Origin of the sequence: Methylicorpusculum oleiharenae (assembly GCF_009828925.2) — a bacterium.
Lineage (GTDB): Bacteria > Pseudomonadota > Gammaproteobacteria > Methylococcales > Methylomonadaceae > Methylicorpusculum > Methylicorpusculum oleiharenae.
The window spans coordinates 2,922,963-2,943,900 of sequence record NZ_WUTY02000001.1; the positions used below are offsets into that span (position 1 = coordinate 2,922,963).

At 46.1% G+C, this 20,938-nt stretch carries 18 protein-coding genes; 15 read left to right on the forward strand and 3 right to left on the reverse strand.

Annotated features, from left to right (window positions below):
* Positions 1 to 99: 99 nt before the first annotated feature.
* The 3 genes from GO003_RS13200 (at position 100) to GO003_RS13210 (ending at position 2,876) form a co-directional block, all read left to right on the forward strand.
* Positions 100 to 540 carry an Hsp20/alpha crystallin family protein gene (locus GO003_RS13200; RefSeq protein WP_159652564.1) on the forward strand — a complete coding sequence of 147 codons (441 nt, stop codon included), beginning with the start codon at positions 100 to 102 and terminating at the stop codon, positions 538 to 540.
* A 369-nt stretch (positions 541 to 909) separates the two neighbouring features.
* Positions 910 to 2,235, forward strand: coding sequence for a histidine kinase (locus tag GO003_RS13205; RefSeq protein WP_159652562.1), 1,326 nt, complete (start codon positions 910 to 912; stop codon positions 2,233 to 2,235).
* On the forward strand, positions 2,232 to 2,876 hold the full coding sequence (locus tag GO003_RS13210) for a response regulator transcription factor (RefSeq protein ID WP_159652560.1): 645 nt from the start codon (positions 2,232 to 2,234) through the stop codon (positions 2,874 to 2,876). Before GO003_RS13205 ends, GO003_RS13210 begins: the two co-directional genes overlap by 4 nt.
* Positions 2,877 to 2,937: 61 nt before the next feature.
* Here GO003_RS13210 and GO003_RS13215 read toward each other — a convergent pair whose 3' ends face one another.
* Complete coding sequence (locus GO003_RS13215) at positions 2,938 to 4,581, reverse strand: OFA family MFS transporter (RefSeq protein WP_159652558.1); 1,644 nt, start codon at positions 4,579 to 4,581, stop codon at positions 2,938 to 2,940.
* A gap of 348 nt (positions 4,582 to 4,929) precedes the next feature.
* Positions 4,930 to 8,535, reverse strand: coding sequence for a hydantoinase B/oxoprolinase family protein (locus GO003_RS13220; protein ID WP_159652556.1), 3,606 nt, complete (start codon positions 8,533 to 8,535; stop codon positions 4,930 to 4,932).
* Positions 8,536 to 8,891: 356 nt separating this feature from the next.
* Between GO003_RS13220 and leuC the strand changes: the two genes are divergently transcribed.
* The 12 genes from leuC (at position 8,892) to GO003_RS13275 (ending at position 17,319) form a co-directional block, all read left to right on the forward strand.
* Complete coding sequence (gene leuC / locus GO003_RS13225; RefSeq protein WP_159652554.1) at positions 8,892 to 10,289, forward strand: 3-isopropylmalate dehydratase large subunit; 1,398 nt, start codon at positions 8,892 to 8,894, stop codon at positions 10,287 to 10,289.
* A gap of 15 nt (positions 10,290 to 10,304) precedes the next feature.
* On the forward strand, positions 10,305 to 10,916 hold the full coding sequence (leuD, locus tag GO003_RS13230) for a 3-isopropylmalate dehydratase small subunit (protein WP_159652552.1): 612 nt from the start codon (positions 10,305 to 10,307) through the stop codon (positions 10,914 to 10,916).
* A 228-nt stretch (positions 10,917 to 11,144) separates the two neighbouring features.
* Positions 11,145 to 11,318: a DUF4258 domain-containing protein gene (locus GO003_RS26595; protein WP_407942101.1), complete on the forward strand. Its 174-nt coding sequence runs from the start codon at positions 11,145 to 11,147 to the stop codon at positions 11,316 to 11,318.
* A gap of 1 nt (position 11,319) precedes the next feature.
* A complete protein-coding gene (locus tag GO003_RS13235) occupies positions 11,320 to 11,535 on the forward strand; it encodes a YgiT-type zinc finger protein (protein ID WP_159652550.1) in 216 nt (71 codons plus the stop codon).
* 94 nt (positions 11,536 to 11,629) lie between these two features.
* Positions 11,630 to 11,866 (forward strand): hypothetical protein, encoded by a 237-nt coding sequence (locus GO003_RS13240; RefSeq protein ID WP_159652548.1) that lies wholly within the window; start codon positions 11,630 to 11,632, stop codon positions 11,864 to 11,866.
* Positions 11,863 to 12,060, forward strand: a complete 198-nt coding sequence (locus tag GO003_RS13245; RefSeq protein WP_159652546.1) for a DUF2283 domain-containing protein — start codon at positions 11,863 to 11,865, stop codon at positions 12,058 to 12,060. Before GO003_RS13240 ends, GO003_RS13245 begins: the two co-directional genes overlap by 4 nt.
* Before the next feature lie 104 nt (positions 12,061 to 12,164).
* A complete protein-coding gene (locus GO003_RS13250) occupies positions 12,165 to 13,697 on the forward strand; it encodes an alpha-isopropylmalate synthase regulatory domain-containing protein (protein WP_231088981.1) in 1,533 nt (510 codons plus the stop codon).
* A gap of 41 nt (positions 13,698 to 13,738) precedes the next feature.
* Complete coding sequence (gene leuB, locus GO003_RS13255; RefSeq protein WP_159652542.1) at positions 13,739 to 14,845, forward strand: 3-isopropylmalate dehydrogenase; 1,107 nt, start codon at positions 13,739 to 13,741, stop codon at positions 14,843 to 14,845.
* A gap of 572 nt (positions 14,846 to 15,417) precedes the next feature.
* Positions 15,418 to 15,588, forward strand: coding sequence for a hypothetical protein (locus GO003_RS13260; RefSeq protein WP_159652540.1), 171 nt, complete (start codon positions 15,418 to 15,420; stop codon positions 15,586 to 15,588).
* A 64-nt stretch (positions 15,589 to 15,652) separates the two neighbouring features.
* Positions 15,653 to 16,168, forward strand: coding sequence for a helix-turn-helix domain-containing protein (locus GO003_RS13265; protein ID WP_231088982.1), 516 nt, complete (start codon positions 15,653 to 15,655; stop codon positions 16,166 to 16,168).
* A complete protein-coding gene (locus GO003_RS13270; protein WP_269144391.1) occupies positions 16,158 to 16,880 on the forward strand; it encodes a transposase in 723 nt (240 codons plus the stop codon). Before GO003_RS13265 ends, GO003_RS13270 begins: the two co-directional genes overlap by 11 nt.
* Positions 16,873 to 17,319 (forward strand): thiol-disulfide oxidoreductase DCC family protein, encoded by a 447-nt coding sequence (locus GO003_RS13275; RefSeq protein WP_231088983.1) that lies wholly within the window; start codon positions 16,873 to 16,875, stop codon positions 17,317 to 17,319. Before GO003_RS13270 ends, GO003_RS13275 begins: the two co-directional genes overlap by 8 nt.
* 634 nt (positions 17,320 to 17,953) lie before the next feature.
* Here GO003_RS13275 and GO003_RS13280 read toward each other — a convergent pair.
* The gene (locus GO003_RS13280) at positions 17,954 to 20,833 is read right to left on the reverse strand and encodes an esterase/lipase family protein (protein ID WP_159656726.1); all 2,880 of its coding nucleotides are present in this window, start codon (positions 20,831 to 20,833) and stop codon (positions 17,954 to 17,956) included.
* Between the last annotated feature and the right edge of the window lie 105 nt (positions 20,834 to 20,938).

Below are 20,938 nucleotides of genomic sequence, written 5' to 3' on the forward strand. Positions count from 1 at the left end.
AAGATACATTGGATAATCGGCAGTAACAGTCAGGCAGATTATTTTTGACCCTGTCTTAACTTTTAAACCAATAATTTATTGATCAGTGTGGAGGTTGTTATGGCTATCACCCGATATGAACCCTGGAGTTTATTGAATCAATTGCAAAAAGAACTGGAGCGAGCGCATGAAAAAAGTGCGGTTGATGGCGGCTCCACGTCAACGGCAGAATGGGCGCCTGCAGTCGATATAAAAGAAGAAGCGGATAAATTTATCTTGTATGCGGATATTCCCGGAGTCAAACCCGAGGAAATCGATGTGAGTATGGAAGACGGCATTTTGACCGTAAAAGGCGAGAAAAAAACGGAAGCCAAAAGCGAAACTGAAGGATATAAACGTGTAGAACGAACTTACGGCTCGTTTTACCGTCGTTTCAGTTTGCCAGACACAGCCAATGCCGATGCCATATCGGCAAGATCAAAGCTCGGTGTCCTGGAAATTACAATACCGAAAAAAGAAGCCGTCCAACCCAAGAAAATTAGCGTATCCGCCGAGGAATAACTCAATCCGGCTTTTCCAGTCCTCCGGTCTTTACGGAGGACTGGTTTTATTCATCAAATAAATAAAGCTCAAGACATTTCACTTGCCTTTTTTTCGTCCATCGAGAGAGGGGCTGCCAACAATTCCGTTAAGTTAATGCTATCGAAATGAAGCGATAGGCGGTATCCGGAGGAGCGGGCCATGCCTGCGATTGAAAGGCCCTCTAATCATTTCGCGGACATGGCCCGCTCCTACAAAATACGATTAACTTAAATGCATTCGTTTTGTCGGTTGTGGATGAATCCGCGCAAAAATAAAAAAAGAATTTTTCCTATAGGTTGTTGTGACAAGTAACCCGATAATGCTTGTTTAAACACGATGCCCAGCGCGATGAGCTTACGTTTTCAAATCAATGTTCGAATAGTCCTGACCAGCATTTTAATCTTGTTGATAGGTGGTGCTGTAGCTATCTGGCATGCCCGGGGGGCTGTAGATCGCGAAATTGATTCCTCATTGAACCTGACCTTGCAACTGGTCCAGCTCAGTTTTTCTCAAAACAAACGTAGCAATTTTGATGTCAACGAATGGCTGCCGGGATTTGTGGCGATGAGACAAACGCGGCATTTGACGATTCAGCTTAAAAAGCCAAGCGGTGAAATCGTCAATTTTAATTCCGTACAAGAGCGCCGGAACGATAAGGAAATGCCACCTCGCTGGTTTATCAAGCTGGTGTCCAGCCAGTATCCGGAAGTTGAGAAACAGTTGACGACACTGGATGGACAATCGATTACGTTGCTGATCAAAGCTAATCCGCTGGATGAAATTTCCGAAGTATGGGAGGAAAGCCTCGCCTTTTTTGTGTCATTGGTCGTCATGACATTGATGACTTGCCTTGCGGTAAATTTGGCATTCAATAAAGCCCTGAAATCTATCGGGGTTATCGTAGAGGGTTTAAAAAGCATTGAAACCGGCCATTACGATCAGAAATTACCCGAGTTCTCCATCAACGAATACGACAGTATTGCCGGCGCTATCAATCATATGACCGAAGTTCTGGATGCCGCTAATAAGGAGAACAGCGCTTTAACCCAGCACTCATTGGAGATTCAGGAAGAAGAACGCCAGAATCTTTCCCAGGAGTTGCATGATGAACTGGGGCAATCATTAACCGCCATTAAAGTCATGGCGGTAACAGCCAAAAATAAAAAAGCCGAAACCGATCAAATCGCCGATACCATTATTTCGATTTGTGATCATCTGATTACCGTTGTCCGATCCATGATGCGCAGTCTTCATCCTATCAGTCTCAAGGAATTAGGACTTAAAGCGACGCTGGAGGACTTGTTGAATCAATGGGCGGTCAGAAACCCCGAACTGAAATTAACCCTGGAATGTCCTGATGAAGTCGATAACCTCGATCATAAAATGACGATTCAGATTTTCCGGGTCATCCAGGAGTGTTTGACCAACGTCGTGCGCCATGCCGATGCCAGTCAGGCCATTATTAAATTGGCTCTGGGACATGAGCCTCAACATGGCCCTGTGTTATTTTTGGATATTACCGACAATGGAAAGGGCTGTGCCCCCGATTCGCTTAAGTCCGGATTCGGTATGTTGGGTATGAGAGAGCGCATCAAGAGTTTGGGAGGCGAGTTTTTAATTCGCACCGACAGTTCAAAAGGATTATCCGTAACCGCCAGTGTACCGTTAAGATGAGTGAAGCAATTAAAGTCATACTAGTGGATGATCACGCCGTAGTCCGTGCCGGATTCCGCTTGCTGCTGTCCTCCGTACCGAATATTCAGGTCATCGCCGAGGCGGAACGGGGGGAACAAGCTTGCCAGCTGTATCTGGACAACAAGCCCGATGTGGTGGTGCTGGATTTATCCATGCCCGGTATTGGTGGATTGGAAAGCATCCGGCGTATCTGCAACCGAGATAATCATGCCAAAATTTTGGTATTCAGTGTTCATGATGAACAGGTTTATGTGAACAGGGCCATGATGGCCGGAGCCAAAGGCTATATAACCAAGAATTCCGCACCGGCTATTCTGGTCGAGGCGATACAGAAAATTTCTGAAGGCGGAGAATACATTGAGGAAGGCTTGTTAAAAAACACAACTGGCGCGGGAAATCCCAGCGATTACCGTGCCTTGATTGAATCCCTGTCAGCCAGAGAGTTTGATGTGTTTTGCCTGCTGGCTAAAGGCCTGACGATGCATAAAGTCGCCGACGAGCTCTGTCTGGGCTATAAAACTGCCGCCAATTACGGCACACAAATCAAAAATAAATTGAAAGTATCCACCGTGGCCGAGCTGGCTCACATCGCGATGGCGCTGGGTGTGGTGAAAAAATAAATCGACAGGGCATTTGGCTGAAGCACGCACTTAATGACTCACCGTGCCTGACATCCGCTCATCAGGAAAAAAACTTACCGGCAGTGATCAAGGTGTTGACTATGCCCCAACTCAGAGGAATGCCAACTGCCAGCCAGGCAAGCCACACTGTTAATGGATGACTGCGGGTGTTGGTATAAACCATTTCATCAGCATCATGGGCGTGTATTTTTTTATATTCCAGGCGCTTTTCTTCTTCCAGTTCGGCATTCGTCATAAACCACTTGTCATCAATAGGCCGTATAAGCAAATTACAGATCAGGCCTATCACCAAGAGTCCGGCGAGAATAAGCATGGTCTGGTTGTATACCTGCTCGCGTGGCAGGCCCAGACTTAATTGATATTCACGCATGTAGTTGACGACTACCGGGCCGAGAATTCCAGCCGTTGACCATGCCGTCAGCAATCGGCCGTGAATGGCACCCACCATTTGTGTGCCGAACAAGTCGGCAAGATAGGCCGGAACGGTTGCAAATCCTCCGCCATACATGCTTAAAATCAGACAAAACGCGGCGACAAATAAGGCTTTATTTCCGGTTATTGCCAGTTCCGGAATACTAACGTACAAAAGCCCGCCCAGTACGAAAAATACAATGAAGGTCAGTTTTCTTCCCAGCCAATCCGACAAACTGGCCCAGACAAATCGCCCGCCTATGTTAAAGAGGCTCAATAATGCGGTAAAACCGGCGGCTAAACCGGCAATCGAAGCCAGCTGGGTTTTATCCAGCCCGGTAAAAGGCTTGTCAATGCCTATCAGCTGACCGCCGAATACTTCCTGCAACATCGGCGATGACATACCGATGACGCCGATACCGGCGCTTACATTCATGCATAACACTGCCCACACCAGCCAGAATTGCTTGATCTTGAAAACATTTTTCACATGCACATGACCGTGCGTCACCATGCTTTTGTTTTGCTCCGGAACTGGCGGCGTCCATCCTGCTGGTTGCCATCCGGTAGCGGGAATCCGGTAACTTAATGCGCCTGCCATCATGAAGATAAAATAAATGCCTGCCATGGCGATCAGGGTCTGCATGACGCCGACATCGGTTTCGGTCGCAAAGAACTTCATTAAAGCCGTTGCCAAAGGGGAGCCAATCATCGCGCCCCCGCCGAATCCCATGATAGCCATCCCGGTTGCCATGCCGCGCCGGTCAGGAAACCATTTAATCAGCGTCGATACCGGTGAGATATAACCCAATCCCAAACCGACACCGCCAATCACGCCCGAACCCAACAGCATGATCCAGAATTGATGCAGGTAAATGCCTAAAGCGGAAAGCAGCATGCCGCCGCACCAGCACAAAGCGCTGACGACACCGGCTTTGCGGGGGCCGACAGATTCCAGCCAGCCGCCCCAAATGGCGGCAGAAGAACCCAACAGAACGAAAAACAGGGTATACATCCAGCCTAATGTGGCAATGCTCCAATCGCATTGGGTAACAAATAGCTCCTGGAAAAAGCCGACTTCCGGTCCGCATTCAATGCTTTCTTTAATGCCTATTGCCCGTGATAGCGGCAGCCAAAATACAGAAAATCCATACGCCATGCCTATACATAAATGAATTGCCAATGCAGCGGGCGGCACCAGCCAGCGATTAAAGCCCGGTCCGGCAATGGTATGTTCCTTGGCTAAGAAGCCCGGCGAAGTATTCTGGGTCATGATAATGATTGGTTGATTCAGGTCTATTTGATGAATAATGGCTTCTTTTCAAGCGGGCATAGCTTAAACCAATGTCTGCATTTTGTGTTCACTTTAGGTGCTACCAAAAAAGGTCCCCTTTGAAAATGCCTGTGTTTGCGTTAAAAGTGGTTGTCGCCCCTCACGGATTGCCGGGTACAGAAGCCATGGATGGCGTTGGACTTTCACATCCTTGTGACCTGGATTACGGCAATCCACGCCCGAATGACGGCAAAGATGTACTTTCAACGACTAATGCGAACAGTGCTTTGAAAAAGGGGTTTATTAAAAAATCTTCCCCATTTCGGGAAGTTATTTGTGCTCCTATCCTTAGCCATTACTGTTAACTGAACCAAAACCGCCGCCGCCCGGTGTTTCGATGATTATCTCATCGCCCGGATTAACGAGAATTTCCGCGCAGCCTGCCAGCTGCTCTTCGGTTCCCTCATTTCGGATAACACGATTCACGGCGGGTTTTCCGGGCGAGCCGCCCTGTAAACCAAATGGCGGTATTATGCGATGATTGGACAGTATGCCTGTTGTCATCGCTTCGAGAAATTCGATACGCCTGATAACGCCGTCGCCTCCTCGATAACGGCCATACCCTCCGCTACCGGCACGAATCGAGAATTCTTTCAACAACACCGGAAATCGCCATTCCAGTATTTCCGGATCGGTGATGCGTGAGTTGGTCATATGGGTATGGACGGCATCGGCGCCGTTAAAACCCTCGCCTGCACCCGCTCCGCCGCAGATAGTCTCGTAATACTGGTAGCGTTCATTGCCGAAAGTGACGTTGTTCATTGTGCCTTGTGAGCCAGCCAGCACGCCTAATGCGCCATAAAGGGCATCGACAATGTATTGCGAAGTTTCAACGTTTCCGGCAACAACAGCAGCCGGGTAATGCGGATTGAGCAGGCAGCCTTCAGGAATGCTGATCTTGAGCGGCTTCAGACAGCCTGCATTGAGCGGAATGTCGTCTTGTACCAAGGTTCTAAAGACATAGAGCACCGCCGCTTTACAAACCGCAGCCGGTGCATTGAAATTACCGCTCATTTGCAAAGACGTACCGGTGAAGTCGATGTGGGCCGACCGGTGAGTGCGGTCGAAACTGATGTGTACGGCGATTTTTTCGCCCTGATCTAATGCGTATTCGAAACGACCCTCATCAAGCCGGGCCAGCACAGCACGGACACAGGCTTCAGCGTGGTCTTGCACATATTGCATATAGGCTGAAACAACCGGCAGCGAATAGGACGCGACCATTGCCGACAATTCCTGGGCGCCTTTTTGATTGGCGGCAATTTGTGCCTGCAAGTCGGCAATATTCTGATCGGGATTTCGGGCCGGGTTCGGATTGCTGTTCAGCCATGCGCGAATTGCTGTTTCCTGAAAGTGCCCTTGGTCAAGTAGCTTAAGGCCATCGCTGATAACGCCTTCATCACCGATAGAGCGGCTATTGGCAGGCATCGAACCGGGTGAGATACCGCCAACGTCGGCATGATGGCCGCGCGATGCGACAAAAAACAGCAACTGTCGGCTATCTTCGCTAAATACCGGCGTTACTACCGTAATATCGGGTAAATGCGTGCCTCTGGCGTAGGGTGAATTAAGTAAATAAGCATCACCGGGCAAGAATTGCCCTGCCAGTTTTTGCATCAAGGCTTTGACGCTTTCGCCCATCGAACCCAAATGCACGGGAATATGCGGAGCATTGGCGATCAGTTCTCCTGCGGCATCGAACACCGCGCAGGAAAAATCCAGACGTTCCTTGATGTTGACCGAGTGAGCGGTGTTTTGCAGCACAAAGCCCATTTGCTCAGCTACCGACATAAAGCGCTTGTTGAAAATCTCCAGTAATACCGGATCAGCACGGGTGTCCAGCACCCGATTACGTTGCGATTGTTTGCGGCTTAGCACTAAATCGCCGTTGGCATGCAACACGCCTTGCCAGCCCGGTTCAATCACACTCGTCGAGGTAGGCTCGATAACGATTGCAGGGCCTGCTATGGCTGATCCAATCCGCAAACGGTCACGGCAATAAACCGGTGTATCGTGCCACCGGTTCTCGCTGAACATTCGGTTGATCATTTCAGCTTGTCCGTCTCGGTTTTGACTGCTGAATACTTTTATATCAAGCGGATTGGAATCGCTTGCAATGCACTCGACTTCAAGCGTGGCGATCAATACAGGCCGGTGGGTGTAATAAAATCCAAATTGACGGCGGTATTTGGATTCAAAATTACTGATGAGTGTTTGCGGATCATCAAAATTAACAGTGAGCGACGTATCGCTACCTTGAAAACGCAGGGCCAGTCGCCATTGCGCGCTGATCTGATGGTCTTGTAGACCTTGCCGATGCAAGACCGAGCGGCCTTGTTGTTCCAGTTTGGCCAGATGATTTTTGAGACTTTCGAAACTGACCGTGTCCCAGGCTTGTTCCAATGCGAGCTCTTTCAGCACGCGAAAATCAGCCAGTCCCATGCCGTAAGCCGACAATACGCCAGCCAGGGGATGCAGCAGCACGGTCTGCATGCCAAGCCGGTCCGCAATCTTGCAGGCATGCTGAGCGCCGGCTGCACCATAACAGCACAAGTTGTATTCCGTCAGGTTGTAGCCTTTTTGCACCGAGATTTTTTTGATGGCATCGGCCATGTTCTCTATGGCAATGGCCAAGAACCCTTCGGCCACTTGTTCAGGACTTCGCATGTCGCCTGTTGCGGCATGGATGCGTCCGGCTAATTCGGCAAACTGGTGCTTAACACATTCGATATCGGGCGGCAGAGTGCCTTCCGGTCCGAAAACAGCCGGAAAACAGGGCAGTTTGCCCAGCATCAGATTGGCATCGGTGACTGTTAGAGGGCCTCCTCGCCGGTAGCAGGCAGGCCCCGGATCCGCTCCGGCCGACTCAGGTCCGACGCGATAACGCAAGCCATCAAAATACAAAATAGACCCGCCGCCTGCCGCGACGGTATGAATCTGCATCATCGGCGTGCGGATCCGAACTCCGGCGACTTCCGTTTCAAACGTTCGTTCGAGCTCTCCCGCATAATGGGCAACATCGGTAGAAGTGCCGCCCATGTCAAAGGCAATGATTTTTTTGAGTCCGGCTCTTTTGGCTACAGCTATTGCGCCGATGATGCCACCGGCAGGGCCCGAAAGGATGCTATCCTTGCCTTGAAAGACCGTAGCTTCAATCAGGCCGCCGTTGGATTGCATGAATAACAGTCGGGGGGCTTTACCGTTATCGCCCAAACCGTTAGCAACCTGAGCGACATAACGGTGCAAAAGGGGAGACAAGTAAGCATCGACTACCGTGGTATCGCCACGTCCGACGATTTTAGGTAAAGGACTGACCTGATGCGACAGCGAAATCTGAGTAAAACCCACCTCTCTGGCGATTTCGCCTAGCGCGAGCTCGTGCTGCGGATAGCGCCAGGCATGCATCAGTACAATCGCAACGGCCCTGATCCCCTGATTATAAACCGCTTGCAATTGCAGCCGTGCCTCTTCAGTATCCAGCGCTTGCAGCACTTCTCCTTGAGCACTGACGCGCGCTGTGACTTCGAGGACCGTTTGATAAAGCATGCCGGGCCGACGAATATTCAAAGCAAAGATGTCCGGCCGGTTTTGATAACCGATGCGCAAACAATCTTTGAAGCCGCGATTGACAAACAGAGCCACGGCTTCACCCTTGCGTTCCAACAGAGCATTAGTGCCTACCGTGGTGCCCATTTTTACGCTATCGATCAGCCCGGCAAGAGGCGCGTCAGCGGGTAACTGCAAAATGTCGCGCATACCTTGCAAGGCTGCATCTGAATAATGTTGCGGGTTTTGCGATAACAGCTTTCGTGTGATCAATTGTCCTTCGGGATTACAAGCGACAATGTCGGTAAAAGTTCCGCCCCGATCGATCCAGAATTGCCAGCCTGTCATACCTTAAAAACCTATTAGAAAAAATTAACGAAGAGTAATGCCAAAACGGGCCGATAGTATATCTTGCTAAGGTCTGAACCTGGAGATAATGAGGCCGTATCAAACACAACATCAAAGATGAATAGGATGTGCTGAACAGCGTGAAGCGCATCAGCATCGTTCGCGATTGATGCGCTTCGTACCTCAGCACATCCTACAAATCATACTTATTCTGTGTTGGAAGAGACTCCAAATTGCAAACAGGATCTCTTTTAGGAGACAATAATCCGTTACGCACCGTTTTACTGTGCATTTTGAATACCCCTAACACGCCATACGCTCGATCTTGAGCCGCTATGCAAGCTTTGGAATACGCTATGAAAAAGACCATGTATGAAAAAATCTGGGACAGCCATCTTGTCGTTGATGCGGCTGGACAGGCACCTTTGCTCTATGTTGACCGGCATCTAATGCATGAAGTGACCAGTCCCCAGGCCTTTGAAGGCCTTCGTCTGACTAATCGGAAGGTGCGAAACCCGCACAGTATTCTTGCTACGATGGACCATTGCGTACCGACCAAAAATCGCGATCTGCCCATTGCCGATCCCATTGCTAAAAAGCAGATCGAAACGATGGCTGAAAATTGCAAGGAAAACGGCCTGAACTTGTACGACATGAAAAATCCGAATAACGGTGTCATTCATGTAGTTGTACCGGAACATGGTTTTGTTCACCCTGGCATGGTCGTTGTATGCGGTGACAGCCATACGGCGACCCATGGCGCTTTCGGCGCACTGGCTTTCGGCATCGGCACGTCAGAGGTCGAGCATGTCATGGCCACTCAAACGCTGCCGCAGAAAAAATCCAAAACCATGCAGATTGTGGTCAATGGCGAGTTGTCAAAATACGCTTCAGCTAAGGATATTGCGCTGGCGATTACCGGTAAAATCGGCACAGCAGGCGGCACCGGTTACGTCATTGAATATACCGGTCCGGCAATCAGAGCGCTGTCGATGGAAGGTCGTATGACGCTGTGCAATATGGCGATTGAAGCCGGAGCCAGAGCTGGCCTGGTTTCTCCCGATGAAAAAACCTATGACTATATCAAAGGACGCGAGTTTGCTCCGTCCGGTGATTATTGGGAGCAGGCGCTGGCTTACTGGAAAACGCTACCTAGCGACGAGGGCGCGGTTTTCGATGCCACTGTGATCCTTGATGCTGCCGATATTGCGCCGCAAGTGTCCTGGGGCACATCGCCCGAGCAAGTGACCGGGGTTGATAGCGTTGTGCCGGATCCTGAAAGCTTTAGTGATGAAAGCAAACGTAAAGCCTGTGAAAGCGCCCTGGCTTATATGGGCTTGACACCAAATACCAAAATAACCGACATCCCTGTCGATCTGGTTTTTATCGGTTCTTGTACCAATGGCCGCATTGAAGATTTCCGGATAGCTGCTGATGTGGCCAAAGGCACTAAAGTTGCCCAAGGTGTCACCGCGATTGCCGTACCCGGTTCTTATCATGTCAAAAAACAGGCAGAAGAAGAGGGGCTGGATAAAATTTTTATCGATGCCGGTTGGGAATGGCGTGATCCGGGGTGTTCCATGTGTCTGGCGATGAATGGCGACGAACTGACCAAAGGCCAGCGCAGCGCGTCGACTTCAAACCGAAATTTTGAAGGCCGTCAGGGTAAAGGCGGACGCACGCATCTGGTGTCGCCGGCAATGGCAGCGGCTGCCGCGGCTGCAGGCCATTTTGTTGATATTCGCAAACTTTAAAGACCGGAAAGAATTATGGAACCGTACAAAAAACATGAAAGTATTGCTGCCTTGATGAACCGCAGTAACGTCGATACCGACCAGATCATCCCCAAGCAGTTCTTGAAAAAAGTCGAACGCAGCGGTTTTGGTCAGCATCTGTTTCACGACTGGCGTTTTAACGACGACGGCAGCGATAATCCCGAATTCGAGTTGAACAAACCTGCTTTCAAGGGCGCCAAGATTCTGGTAGCTGGCGATAACTTCGGCTGCGGTTCATCCCGCGAACATGCGCCTTGGGCGATTGCCGATTATGGTTTCAATACCATTATATCCACCAGCTATGCCGATATTTTTTATAACAACTGTTTTAAAAACGGCATTCTGGCAATCAAAACCGATAAGGCTCAGTTGGACAAATTGATGGCCGAAATTGCCGCCAACGAGGGCGTAAAATTTGTTGTCGATCTTGAAAACCAGCAAGTGACCACACCCGGCGGTAACGGCTTTAGCTTTGAGATCGATCCGTTTCGCAAAGGCAATCTGCTCAGCGGACTGGACGATATCGGTTTGACCTTAAAGCATGTGGATAAGATCGATCAGTATGAAGTCCAGCATAAGCGGGATTTTCCTTGGCTTTGGGCTTGAAACGCCTTGGCTGTGGTTGGGGTGCTGGGTTGTCAAAAGCTGGCCTGTAGGCTGTGAAACCCAGCATAATTCAAGTAGCGCTGGGTTTTTCTAAGACTCAACCCATCTCGGTAATACCTAGCAACGCATTTCAAAGAAAAACTATGGACGACAAAATCTCGAAATTTCAGGAAATCAAAATCTTAATTACCTTCCTAAAATATGCAGACGAAAAAGGCAGAGTAGATTTTGATAAAACAGAAACAGGAAGATCTAAGAGGCGAGAGTTGTTTGGTTTTTCATACTAAAGATCAGCGTGTTATTCATGTAGTTTGTTCGCCGAAAGTCGAATATTTGGCGATTATCACCGCTTATTTACCTGCCGCAGATCAATGGTCAGCGGATTTTAAAGTGAGGAAATAAAATGGAATGCTTTCATTGCAAAGGTAAAATGATCCAAGGTCACTCGCCCTTCAGTGCGGACCGTAATGGCTATCATATTTCCTGGGAAGCCGTTCCCGCTTGGGTTTGCACGCAATGTGGGGAAGCGCTTTTTGAAGAAAACGAAGTGAATCATATTCAAAAAGCTTTACAAAACATTGATTCTGAAACATTAGCCATAACACGAAAAATAGCGTAACAAAAAATTCAAACCAAGCTTATATACGCAAGCGCGTTGGGTTCGGCGAACGCTCTGAGCCTACAACACTGATTAACAATTTAAATGTCGATTGATGAAATTTACTCAGTACTTTGAAGTAATGCGCCTGCGGCCAGATAGATCGGCTATTGAAATTGAATGGATTCAACGAGTCATTGAGCACCCAATTAAAGAGATTGTTCAACAAGATGGAAGAATTCGCCGTTGGGCAGCTATTGAAGAAGCGAATGGTAGGTATTTGAGAGTTATACTGCTTTCTGATGGCGAGACTATTCACAACGCATTTTTTGACAGGTCATTTACGCTATGAAAATAAAATATTTCCAAGATACAGATACGTTATATATCGAGTTTCGTACCGTGGATGTGGTCGAAACAAAAGATTACGATGAAGATACTTATATTGATCTTGATGCCAAAGGCAGAGTGTGCGGCATCACAATAGAACATGCTAAAGAACGTGCTGATATTCCGGCATTCTCTTATGAGCAAATAGCGGCTTAAAGCCGGAAAGGTTTCTCGTTGATTGCCTGAATTCTTAGGTAATTTAGACGACGCACAGAAAATAATCCAAAATCATGCCAATAAATTCAAGACACATCCAGCTAATGGATACCACTTTGCGCGACGGCGAGCAAACCCAGGGTGTCGCGTTTACGCCTATGGAAAAAGTCAGCATCGCCAAGGCGTTGTTGCAGTTTTTACGCGTCGACCGTATCGAAGTGGCTTCCGCACGGGTTTCAGAAGGTGAAAAGGAAGCCGTTACCCATATCAACCAATGGGCAGAGCAGGAAGGCTTTGCCGATCGTGTCGAAGTGCTGGGCTTTGTCGATCATACCCGCAGCGTGGATTGGATAAAATCTACCGGCGGCAAAGTAATTAACCTGCTGGCCAAAGGCAGCGAGAAACACTGCCGCGAACAACTCGGCAAAACGCTGGATCAGCACAGCGCCGATGTCTTGCAAACCATAGCCTATGCTCACGAACAAGGGTTAAAAATCAATATTTACCTGGAAGACTGGTCGAACGGCTACAAAGATAGCCCCGATTATGTCTATGGCATGATGGACAGGCTCAAGTCCAGTCACGTGAGTCATTTCATGCTGCCGGATACCTTGGGCGTGATGTCGCCGGACGAAGTGCTTTCAAGCCTCGGCGATATGTGCAATCGCTATCCGGAACTGCAGTTCGATTTTCATCCGCATAACGATTACGGCTTGGCCACCGCCAATGTCATGGCCGCTGTTCAGGCGGGTGTCAGCGCTGTTCACTGTACCATCAACTGCCTGGGTGAGCGGGCAGGCAATGCTTCTCTGGCTGAAGTGGCTGTGGTCTTGCGCGATAAAATGAACATGCAGCTGTCTATTGATGAAAGTCATTTGGTGCGCATCAGCAACATGGTGGAAAATTTTTCCGGCAAGCGCATTGCCGCCAATGCGCCGGTTGTCGGTGCCGATGTCTTTACCCAGACTGCAGGCATTCATGCCGATGGCGATCAAAAAGGGGGCTTATACAAAACGAGGCTGGGACCGGAACGCTTTTCTCGCACCCGCAGTTATGCACTGGGCAAAATGAGCGGCAAGGCCTCGTTGAAAAAAAACCTGGAACAGCTGGAATTGGACTTGTCTGAAGATGACCAGAAAAAAGTCCTGGCGCGCATTGTCAGTCTTGGCGATTCCAAGCAAACTATAACCACAGATGACCTGCCGTTTATCATTGCCGACGTTCTTGAAAGCAAGAATTATCAACACATCAAATTGCTGGACTGCTCCATCAACAGCGGTTTGAAGCTGCAATCCACCGTCAGCATGCGCGTCGATGTTAAAGGTGAAAAGCATCAGGCAACCGGAGCAGGCAGCGGAGGTTTCGATGCCTTTATCGACGGCATCAGCAAAGTACTCGATAAATACGGCTATAAGCTGCCTGTCCTGAACGATTATGAAATCCGAATTCCCAAAGGCGGGCACGCCGACGCGCTGACCGAATGTGTCATTACCTGGGATTGTGGCAACGAATTGCGCAAAACGCGGGGTGTTCATGTCAATCAGGTTTATGCGGCGATTTTGGCGGCTATCAAGCTCATCAACATCCAGTTGCACGAAATGTCAACAGTGCCATTAGAGCGAATTAAAGTAAAATAACCACGTTACCCCTCACTATTTACTTACAAGCAAGCAGAAAAATGAAGCATTATAAAATTGCAGTATTGGCCGGCGACGGAATCGGCCCCGAGATTACCCAAGAAGCCATCAAAGTTCTCAAAGTTATTGAGGAACGCAATGATGTGACGTTTGAGCTCATGCCCGCCTCATTTGGCGCTTGTGCCTATTTCGAAACCGGGGATGCATTCCCGCAAGCGACTATCGATATTTGCGATCAGGCGGATGCAATACTGAAAGGTCCTATCGGCTTGAGTCATGAAGAAGCTAAAAAAATTCCGGTCGACAAGCAACCGGAACGGGGCGCATTGCTGCCGATGCGTCGCCGTTACAACACTTATGCCAACTTCCGTCCGGTTTCGTTGCCAAAATCGCTGGCGCATTTTTCACCGTTGAAACCTGAAATCATCGGTGAAGGCATCGATCTTATAATGGTCCGCGAACTGGTCGGGGGTCTTTATTTCGGACAGAAAGAGCGCGGCGTTAATGACAAAGGCTTGCGTTATGTCCGGGAAACCCTGGAATATGATGAAGAGCAAATCCGCCTCATCATGCACGAAGCTTTTAAGCTGGCCAGAAAGCGCCGTAAGCTGCTGCATAATATCCATAAAAGCAACGTGCTGATGTCCAGCGTGTTGTGGAACGAAGTGATGGAAGAGGTGGCCAAGGAATATCCCGATGTCGAAGTAGTCAATTATCTGGTCGACGCGGCTGCAACGGCATTGTGTTTAAAACCCACTCAGTTCGATGTGATGGTGATGGAAAACATGTTTGGTGATATTCTCAGCGACCAGGGCGGTGGTATTTTGGGTTCTTTGGGCCTGATGCCTTCGGCCTGTATCGGTCCTGAAAAAGCCTACTACGAGCCATCGCACGGTTCGGCTCCCGACATTGCCGGGAAAAACATTGCCAATCCCTATTCGATGATTGGTTCGGTGGCGATGATGCTGGAAAACAGTTTCGGTATGGAAGCTGAAGCCAAAAATGTTTGGGCAGCGATGCAGGGTGTCTTTGGTGATGGTTATTCCACGGCCGATTTGTCGAAACCGGGAAGCGGTGTAACGATGATCAGCACCGATCAATTTGGCGACAAAGTGGTTGAAAAGCTGCGTCAAATGCCAAAGGTTTAATCTTCTTATTTCAAATGGAAATGGTTGCAGGCGACGGGTCCATGCTCAAGGCAGCGTTGCCGAAGTGTGGACGGTCTGCAACGTACTTGACTGATCATTAAGTAGGCTCTGGTCATCAGCTTGGCTTGCAATTTTTTTAAGATTTACCCTTATTTTCTGCGAAGTTTGACCAACTCAGCTATTCTGTTAGTCAATGTGACAATGCAAGCGTACAATCCATTGATGGATGTCCGTTACCCCTTTAGAATTTGAAAATGGCAGGAAAGCGCTTTTACAAATTAATATTGAACGGTTATGCCGATAAACAGTCAGTTGACTTGATTCTGTAAATTCTAGTGATAACTTCTTTTTGAAAAATCAAACCATCAATTTAAGCCGAACAGTTAAAACTTCTCGATGATTGATTTACTTGTAATTATTTAAGTCATCTGTTGGGTTACGTCTATCGCCTAACCGAACCTTATATTGAATAATTACAAATACTTTAACCCATTCCAATGCTGTCGAATAAGCTAAAAAACTACCTGACCGGGGCGAATGGGACACACCTGTAAAACAACCCAAGGACTACTATGACCCCTCAAAATACCCCGCCGCCCGCTCGTCCAGACTGGAATTATGATGCTTATTTCCGTGAGCAAATGGCAAAGAAAAAAATGAAAGATAGTGATCAGCAATCACAAAATAACGTTCCATCAACTGAGCGCTTATTGAACAAAAGTATCAATATGCTGCCGACATGACTAGTATAAACAACTTGAAATATGTTAGATAATATATTGTTTTAAATTGATAATATTAGAGCAAATGGCACGGCCTTTATCCCCACTGAAACTGAATATTGAGTTACAAGACATTTTACAAACAATCGCTCGGAGTCGCGAAGCTCCCCATAGCTTGGTGCAACGAGCTGAGATAGTGTTGTTGGCAAGCACAGGGAGCTATAACAAAACCATCAGCCAAGACTTGGGGTTATGCGAAGAGACGGTTGGTTTTTGGCGAAAACGCTGGGTTGATAACACCGCTGAATTGGAAAAATTTAAGAATAAACCCAAGCAGTTACGAGAAGCGGTCGGTCAAGTGCTGGCGGACAGACCGCGCCCAGGTAGCCCCGGTACATTCACGGCAGAACAGATTTGCCAATTGTTGGCGGTTGCCTGTGAAACGCCCCCGGAACATCTCAGTTACTGGACGCAACCAGAGCTCGCGCGAACAGTGATCAATCGGGGTATTGTCGACAACATATCAGCCAGCAGTGTCGGGCGTTTTTTAAAATCAGGGGAATTTAAAACCCCATCGGATCAAATATTGGTTGAATCATAAGGTCGATAATGAAGCGGACTTTCGGCAAGACGTGAGAGCGGTGTGTAAACTTTATCACCCAGCACAGGAGCTTCATGAGTCGGGCGTGCATGTGATTAGTGTTGATGAAAAGACGGGCATTCAGGCACTGGAACGGATACATCCCGACCATGCGATGTCCAAAGGGAAACTGGAGTTGCATGAGTTTGAATACGCGCGGCATGGCACACAAACCCTGATAGCTAATTTTGAAGTGGCTACCGGTAAAGTCATCTGTCCCACTCTTGGCGACACCCGGACAGAAGACGACTTTGTGGCTCACATCCGGGCAACGGTAGCAACCGATCCCGATGCAAAATGGGTGTTTGTCGCCGACCAGCTCAATACCCATAAGTCGGCCTCGTTGGTGGCATGCGTGGCGGAGCTCTGCGGCATAAAAGACGCATTAGGCGAGAAAGGCAAATCCGGTATTTTAGAGAATAGGGCTTCCCGCGCAGACTTTTTACAATGCTCTGATCATCGTATCCGTTTTGTGTATACGCCCAAACATTGTTCATGGCTTAATCAGATAGAAATCTGGTTCGGTATCCTGAGCCGTCGGTTACTAAAACGTGGGAGTTTTCCATCAAAGGAAGTTTTAAATGCACGCATTCTGTCATTCATTGAGTTTTTTAATGTGACTTTAGCAAAACCGTTTCGATGGACTTATATTGGCAAACCTCTGCTTGTTTAGATTATCGAATGTATTTCCGAAGTTGGGTACTAGTGCCTACGAATTCATTCTATTTTACGATGGACATTGCCCTATCTGCCGTAAGGAAGTGGCTTGGCTGCAATGGAAAAACAAGCAGGGCAAGCTTGGTTTTCAGGATATCAATGATGACGGTTTCAAGCCTGAAAATTTCGGGAAGTCTTTCGATGATTTGATGGCGGAAATTCATGGCCAGTACCCTGATGGGCGCATGATTAAAGGCATGGAAGTATTTTATGCCGCCTACCGGGCTGTGGGATTAGGATGGCTTATGGCCCCTGTGCGTTGGCCGATACTCAGGCCGCTGTTTGATTGGATCTATCTTTTATTTGCCCGGAACAGGTTGCGTCTGGGCCGAATATTCGGTGCCGATTCTTGCCGGGACGGTCTGTGTGATAGCGGGTCAGGAAAATTGAAGTAAGGAATCTGCTGAAAATTAAAGGCATGTTCAATCAGCAGTTTGTCCTCATTGCCTTAAAATCGGCGATTTAAAAATTTTGCTGATTAGCAAGCAGTTTCAGATAAACCCATTAGTTCGTCATGCCCGTCCGGAAGCGCGCATCCAGTGCCATGGATGGTAAGCCTTGAGCTGTCCATGAAGTCTGTTTCGGTAAGCCCTGCCGGAATGAGGTGTCTAAATATATAGCTAAAACATTTTTATAATCAGTTAAGTTGTTTTAGTTGATATATAGGTATAGTGCTATCAGGAGATAGCAGATTAAGCAAACTTATCAGAAACGCCAATTTGCGTGCGAATTTTAAAGTAACTCCAGCCCCATGCCAATACCCAATGCAATACTTCACTATTCTCCTTGTGGGTGATAAATTGGTCTTTGGTGGATAAGGTAACAGCGGTGCCAGACAACAGCATTCGAGATTAAAGTATGCCCGATTATCGACTGGTGATGGCTTGTTTGGACGCGTTTGTTGTTGATATAACGAGAATTCATGTATATGGGTCGCTATATCCTGCTAGCTAAACTGCATTGTAGTTGAAAAGCAGAAAGCAAATTCGGAGTAATGAATACTTTGTACATTTGTCAGATTACGTTTCATTAATCGGACCTACGGTCCTTAATTCTAGCGGGGATCACTTTAGGATTAACCTTTCTTAATTGTTTTTCGCCCGGCCTAGTTCGCCCTGAAGCATGCTTTGCTGCTGATAGCTTAATTAAATATTCAATATCAGTTAGTGTTTGATCATTGGCGAAGCTATATTTATATTGAGTCCGCAAGCTATTATATGTATCAAAAAGGTAAAAGGAGTCTTTTTCTATTGAAATTATATATTTCTCAATTTCCTTCCTCCAGTTTCTAGGTCGCTGGTGAATCAATAGAAGACTCAATATATGTTTTTTAAGTTCATCTTTATCAGAGTTAAGTTGGCTAATTAAAAGAGGCCCCATTCTTTGTGAAAATAAATCATCTCTATTAAAATTAACGATATTGAATGGAATTGCAAATAAAATGTTCTGTAGCCTCACTTGTAATGAATCGCCAAAGTTACCTCGAAGAGTAAAGCCCTGTCCTTGAAAAGATGCATAACCTTCTTCAGCAAGAAATGGGGTCAATACTATTAATACCTTTGAAATTTCTTCCCAACACTTCATTATCTCTTGTAATAACTGTTTCTTTACATCAGGGTCAACATAGTCGCTATTGCGAAGTGCCCTAGAGCCTGCTTTCATAGCTTGTATCATTATCAAATATGAATATCTATCTAATATATTCATAATATCTTGGTTATATGGTCGAGCCCTATCATAGTTCTGATCCGCATAGCTATCTTTTATGGATTCAGGTAAGTTAGACTCTTGTACGCCATTAGCAATCTCATCATGCATTTTTTCGAGCATTTTTGGTGAGGCTTGCCACTTACATAATCTAAATGGGTTAAAATCAGTTGGAAGACCACATCTATCTCTTACCTTATCACTCGCACATCTAATATCCTTTATTAGTATTCTAAGTGCATCTTCTTTTTGTCGATCTATCCCCGTATAAAACTCGATTACCTCAGGAAATTTTGTATATCGCATGTTTTCAAGAATATAATCAGCAAACTCTCTGCTATGCGACATTCGTTGAGCCAAGAAATAATAAACCCAATAAGCATATTTAAATTTAAAATCACTGTTGTGTCTTATTACTATGTTATTAACGAATAAAACGTCAAAAACAGAATCAATATCTAGGTCTATATATATTTGTTGACAATAACCTGTCAGTTCCTTTATAAAAAAATCTCTAGAGAAGAAAAATTTGTTTTCCTTTAACAGGGTTTCACAAAAATAACCAAGAACATGCTCGCAATCCTTTAAATCAGGTCTTGATTTGTAATCTGGAATCTCATCAACATTGAATAATAAAAAAAGCACCCGTTGGATTACTTCAGCTCGGTTGACAGGATTTTCTTGAAAATCTATCTCTAGTACTTTAAGTAGAGTTAAACAGTTTAATGGCGTTCTTGGAATATTTAAAACAGTAAAATCAGAAATAACTCTGCTTACGATAGTATCAACCACTCCTATTGACTTTTCATTATTGTAATCAGTGACGATTCTTCTTATGGTTGATCTGGAAAGCGACCATAGATATAGAACATTAAAATTTTGATCTAGTTTTAGGCCGTTACAATTATTCAAAAGGTTCGTATCGTTGATAGTATTCATTACTATAATGGGTATACTTGAAAAATAACTGATAACTTTCTGTAGAATATTTATTGAATTTTCATCCTCTCCAGTATAAGCATCAAGAACTACACATTTGATATCTTGAATATGTTTTCCTAGCACGTCTAATTCTGCCTCTGTTGCCTTTTCTATTGCAGATTTATGAGGCTTTAATTTAGTAGCATCTAAATATAGCCATAAACTCTTAGAATCGTCGTTCCAGGCTGACAATATTAGATAATGCGCTAAACATGTTAGTCCAAACTGAGGCGGCGCTTTTATTATTGTAGAGGTTGGATTTTTTATTAAATCGAGCGCATATATTTGACTGTTTGTTTCTTTTTCTAAACTTGTTTCTGCAGACCTTGATAAGACTGGATCAACCCACACTTTTGGTTGTGATGAAAATGATGATAGCGATTCTTCAAGCCTTTTCCTTAAATATCGTTCCACGAAATTAATCTCCTCTAGATTTTCAACAGGTACCTGTTGTGCAGTTTTTTTTAAATTAATTGAGTCTTTTATAAAAGTACACAGTAGACGGTGTTGGAGGGACCGAGCGCTGTCCGGCTTTGCTATTGACGAGTGATCGGAATTTGGGATTTTAATAGGTTCTGCGAAATATCTTGCCCCAGAAAATGGTTCAACCACTTGCTTAAAAAAGTGAAGTTTTTTTAGTGTGATAAATTTATCTTCGATTAATTCTTTTCCATGAATTTCTAATCGATTAGATTCCTTTAGGTTTAGAAAAGTCTTATCTAAATCATTAAGCCACTGATTATTTTGCGATAATTTAAGGGCTTTCGCTTGTTCGTGGCCAGCTATCTTTATTATAGGCTCCAACCAATTCGCATATTTTGAGCCTAATGTAGGAGATGCGACCATGAATAGGCCTATATTAATTCGTCTATCGATTAAATCATGCGCGCGTTCAACAATAAACTTACGAACGATGATTCCTCCCATGCTGTGGCATACGAATATTATATTACTACTACTACCGATTACATTGTCTAGATTAAGTAAACGTTCTTTAAGATCGTCCACTACGTTTCCAATATTATATTGTCCGCTTGTAAAGCTTGTTTGGTAGCTATAAACATAAATTCCAAGTTCAGATAAATCCTCTTCATTGCATAATATCTCGGGCCAGTAAATACCATTTTTATTCTGCCAACATTTATCACCGCTTGACATAATTCCATGTACAAATACTACTGATGTAGAAACCTTTGGTTCCTTTATCCACTTGCCATCCATTTTTTTACCAATAAATTGAAACTGATTGGATATTAAATATCTTGAATTCTTACTACAAAAAAACTGATTTGCTCAGCGAGTAAAATGCGGAAAAAATCGCGCACC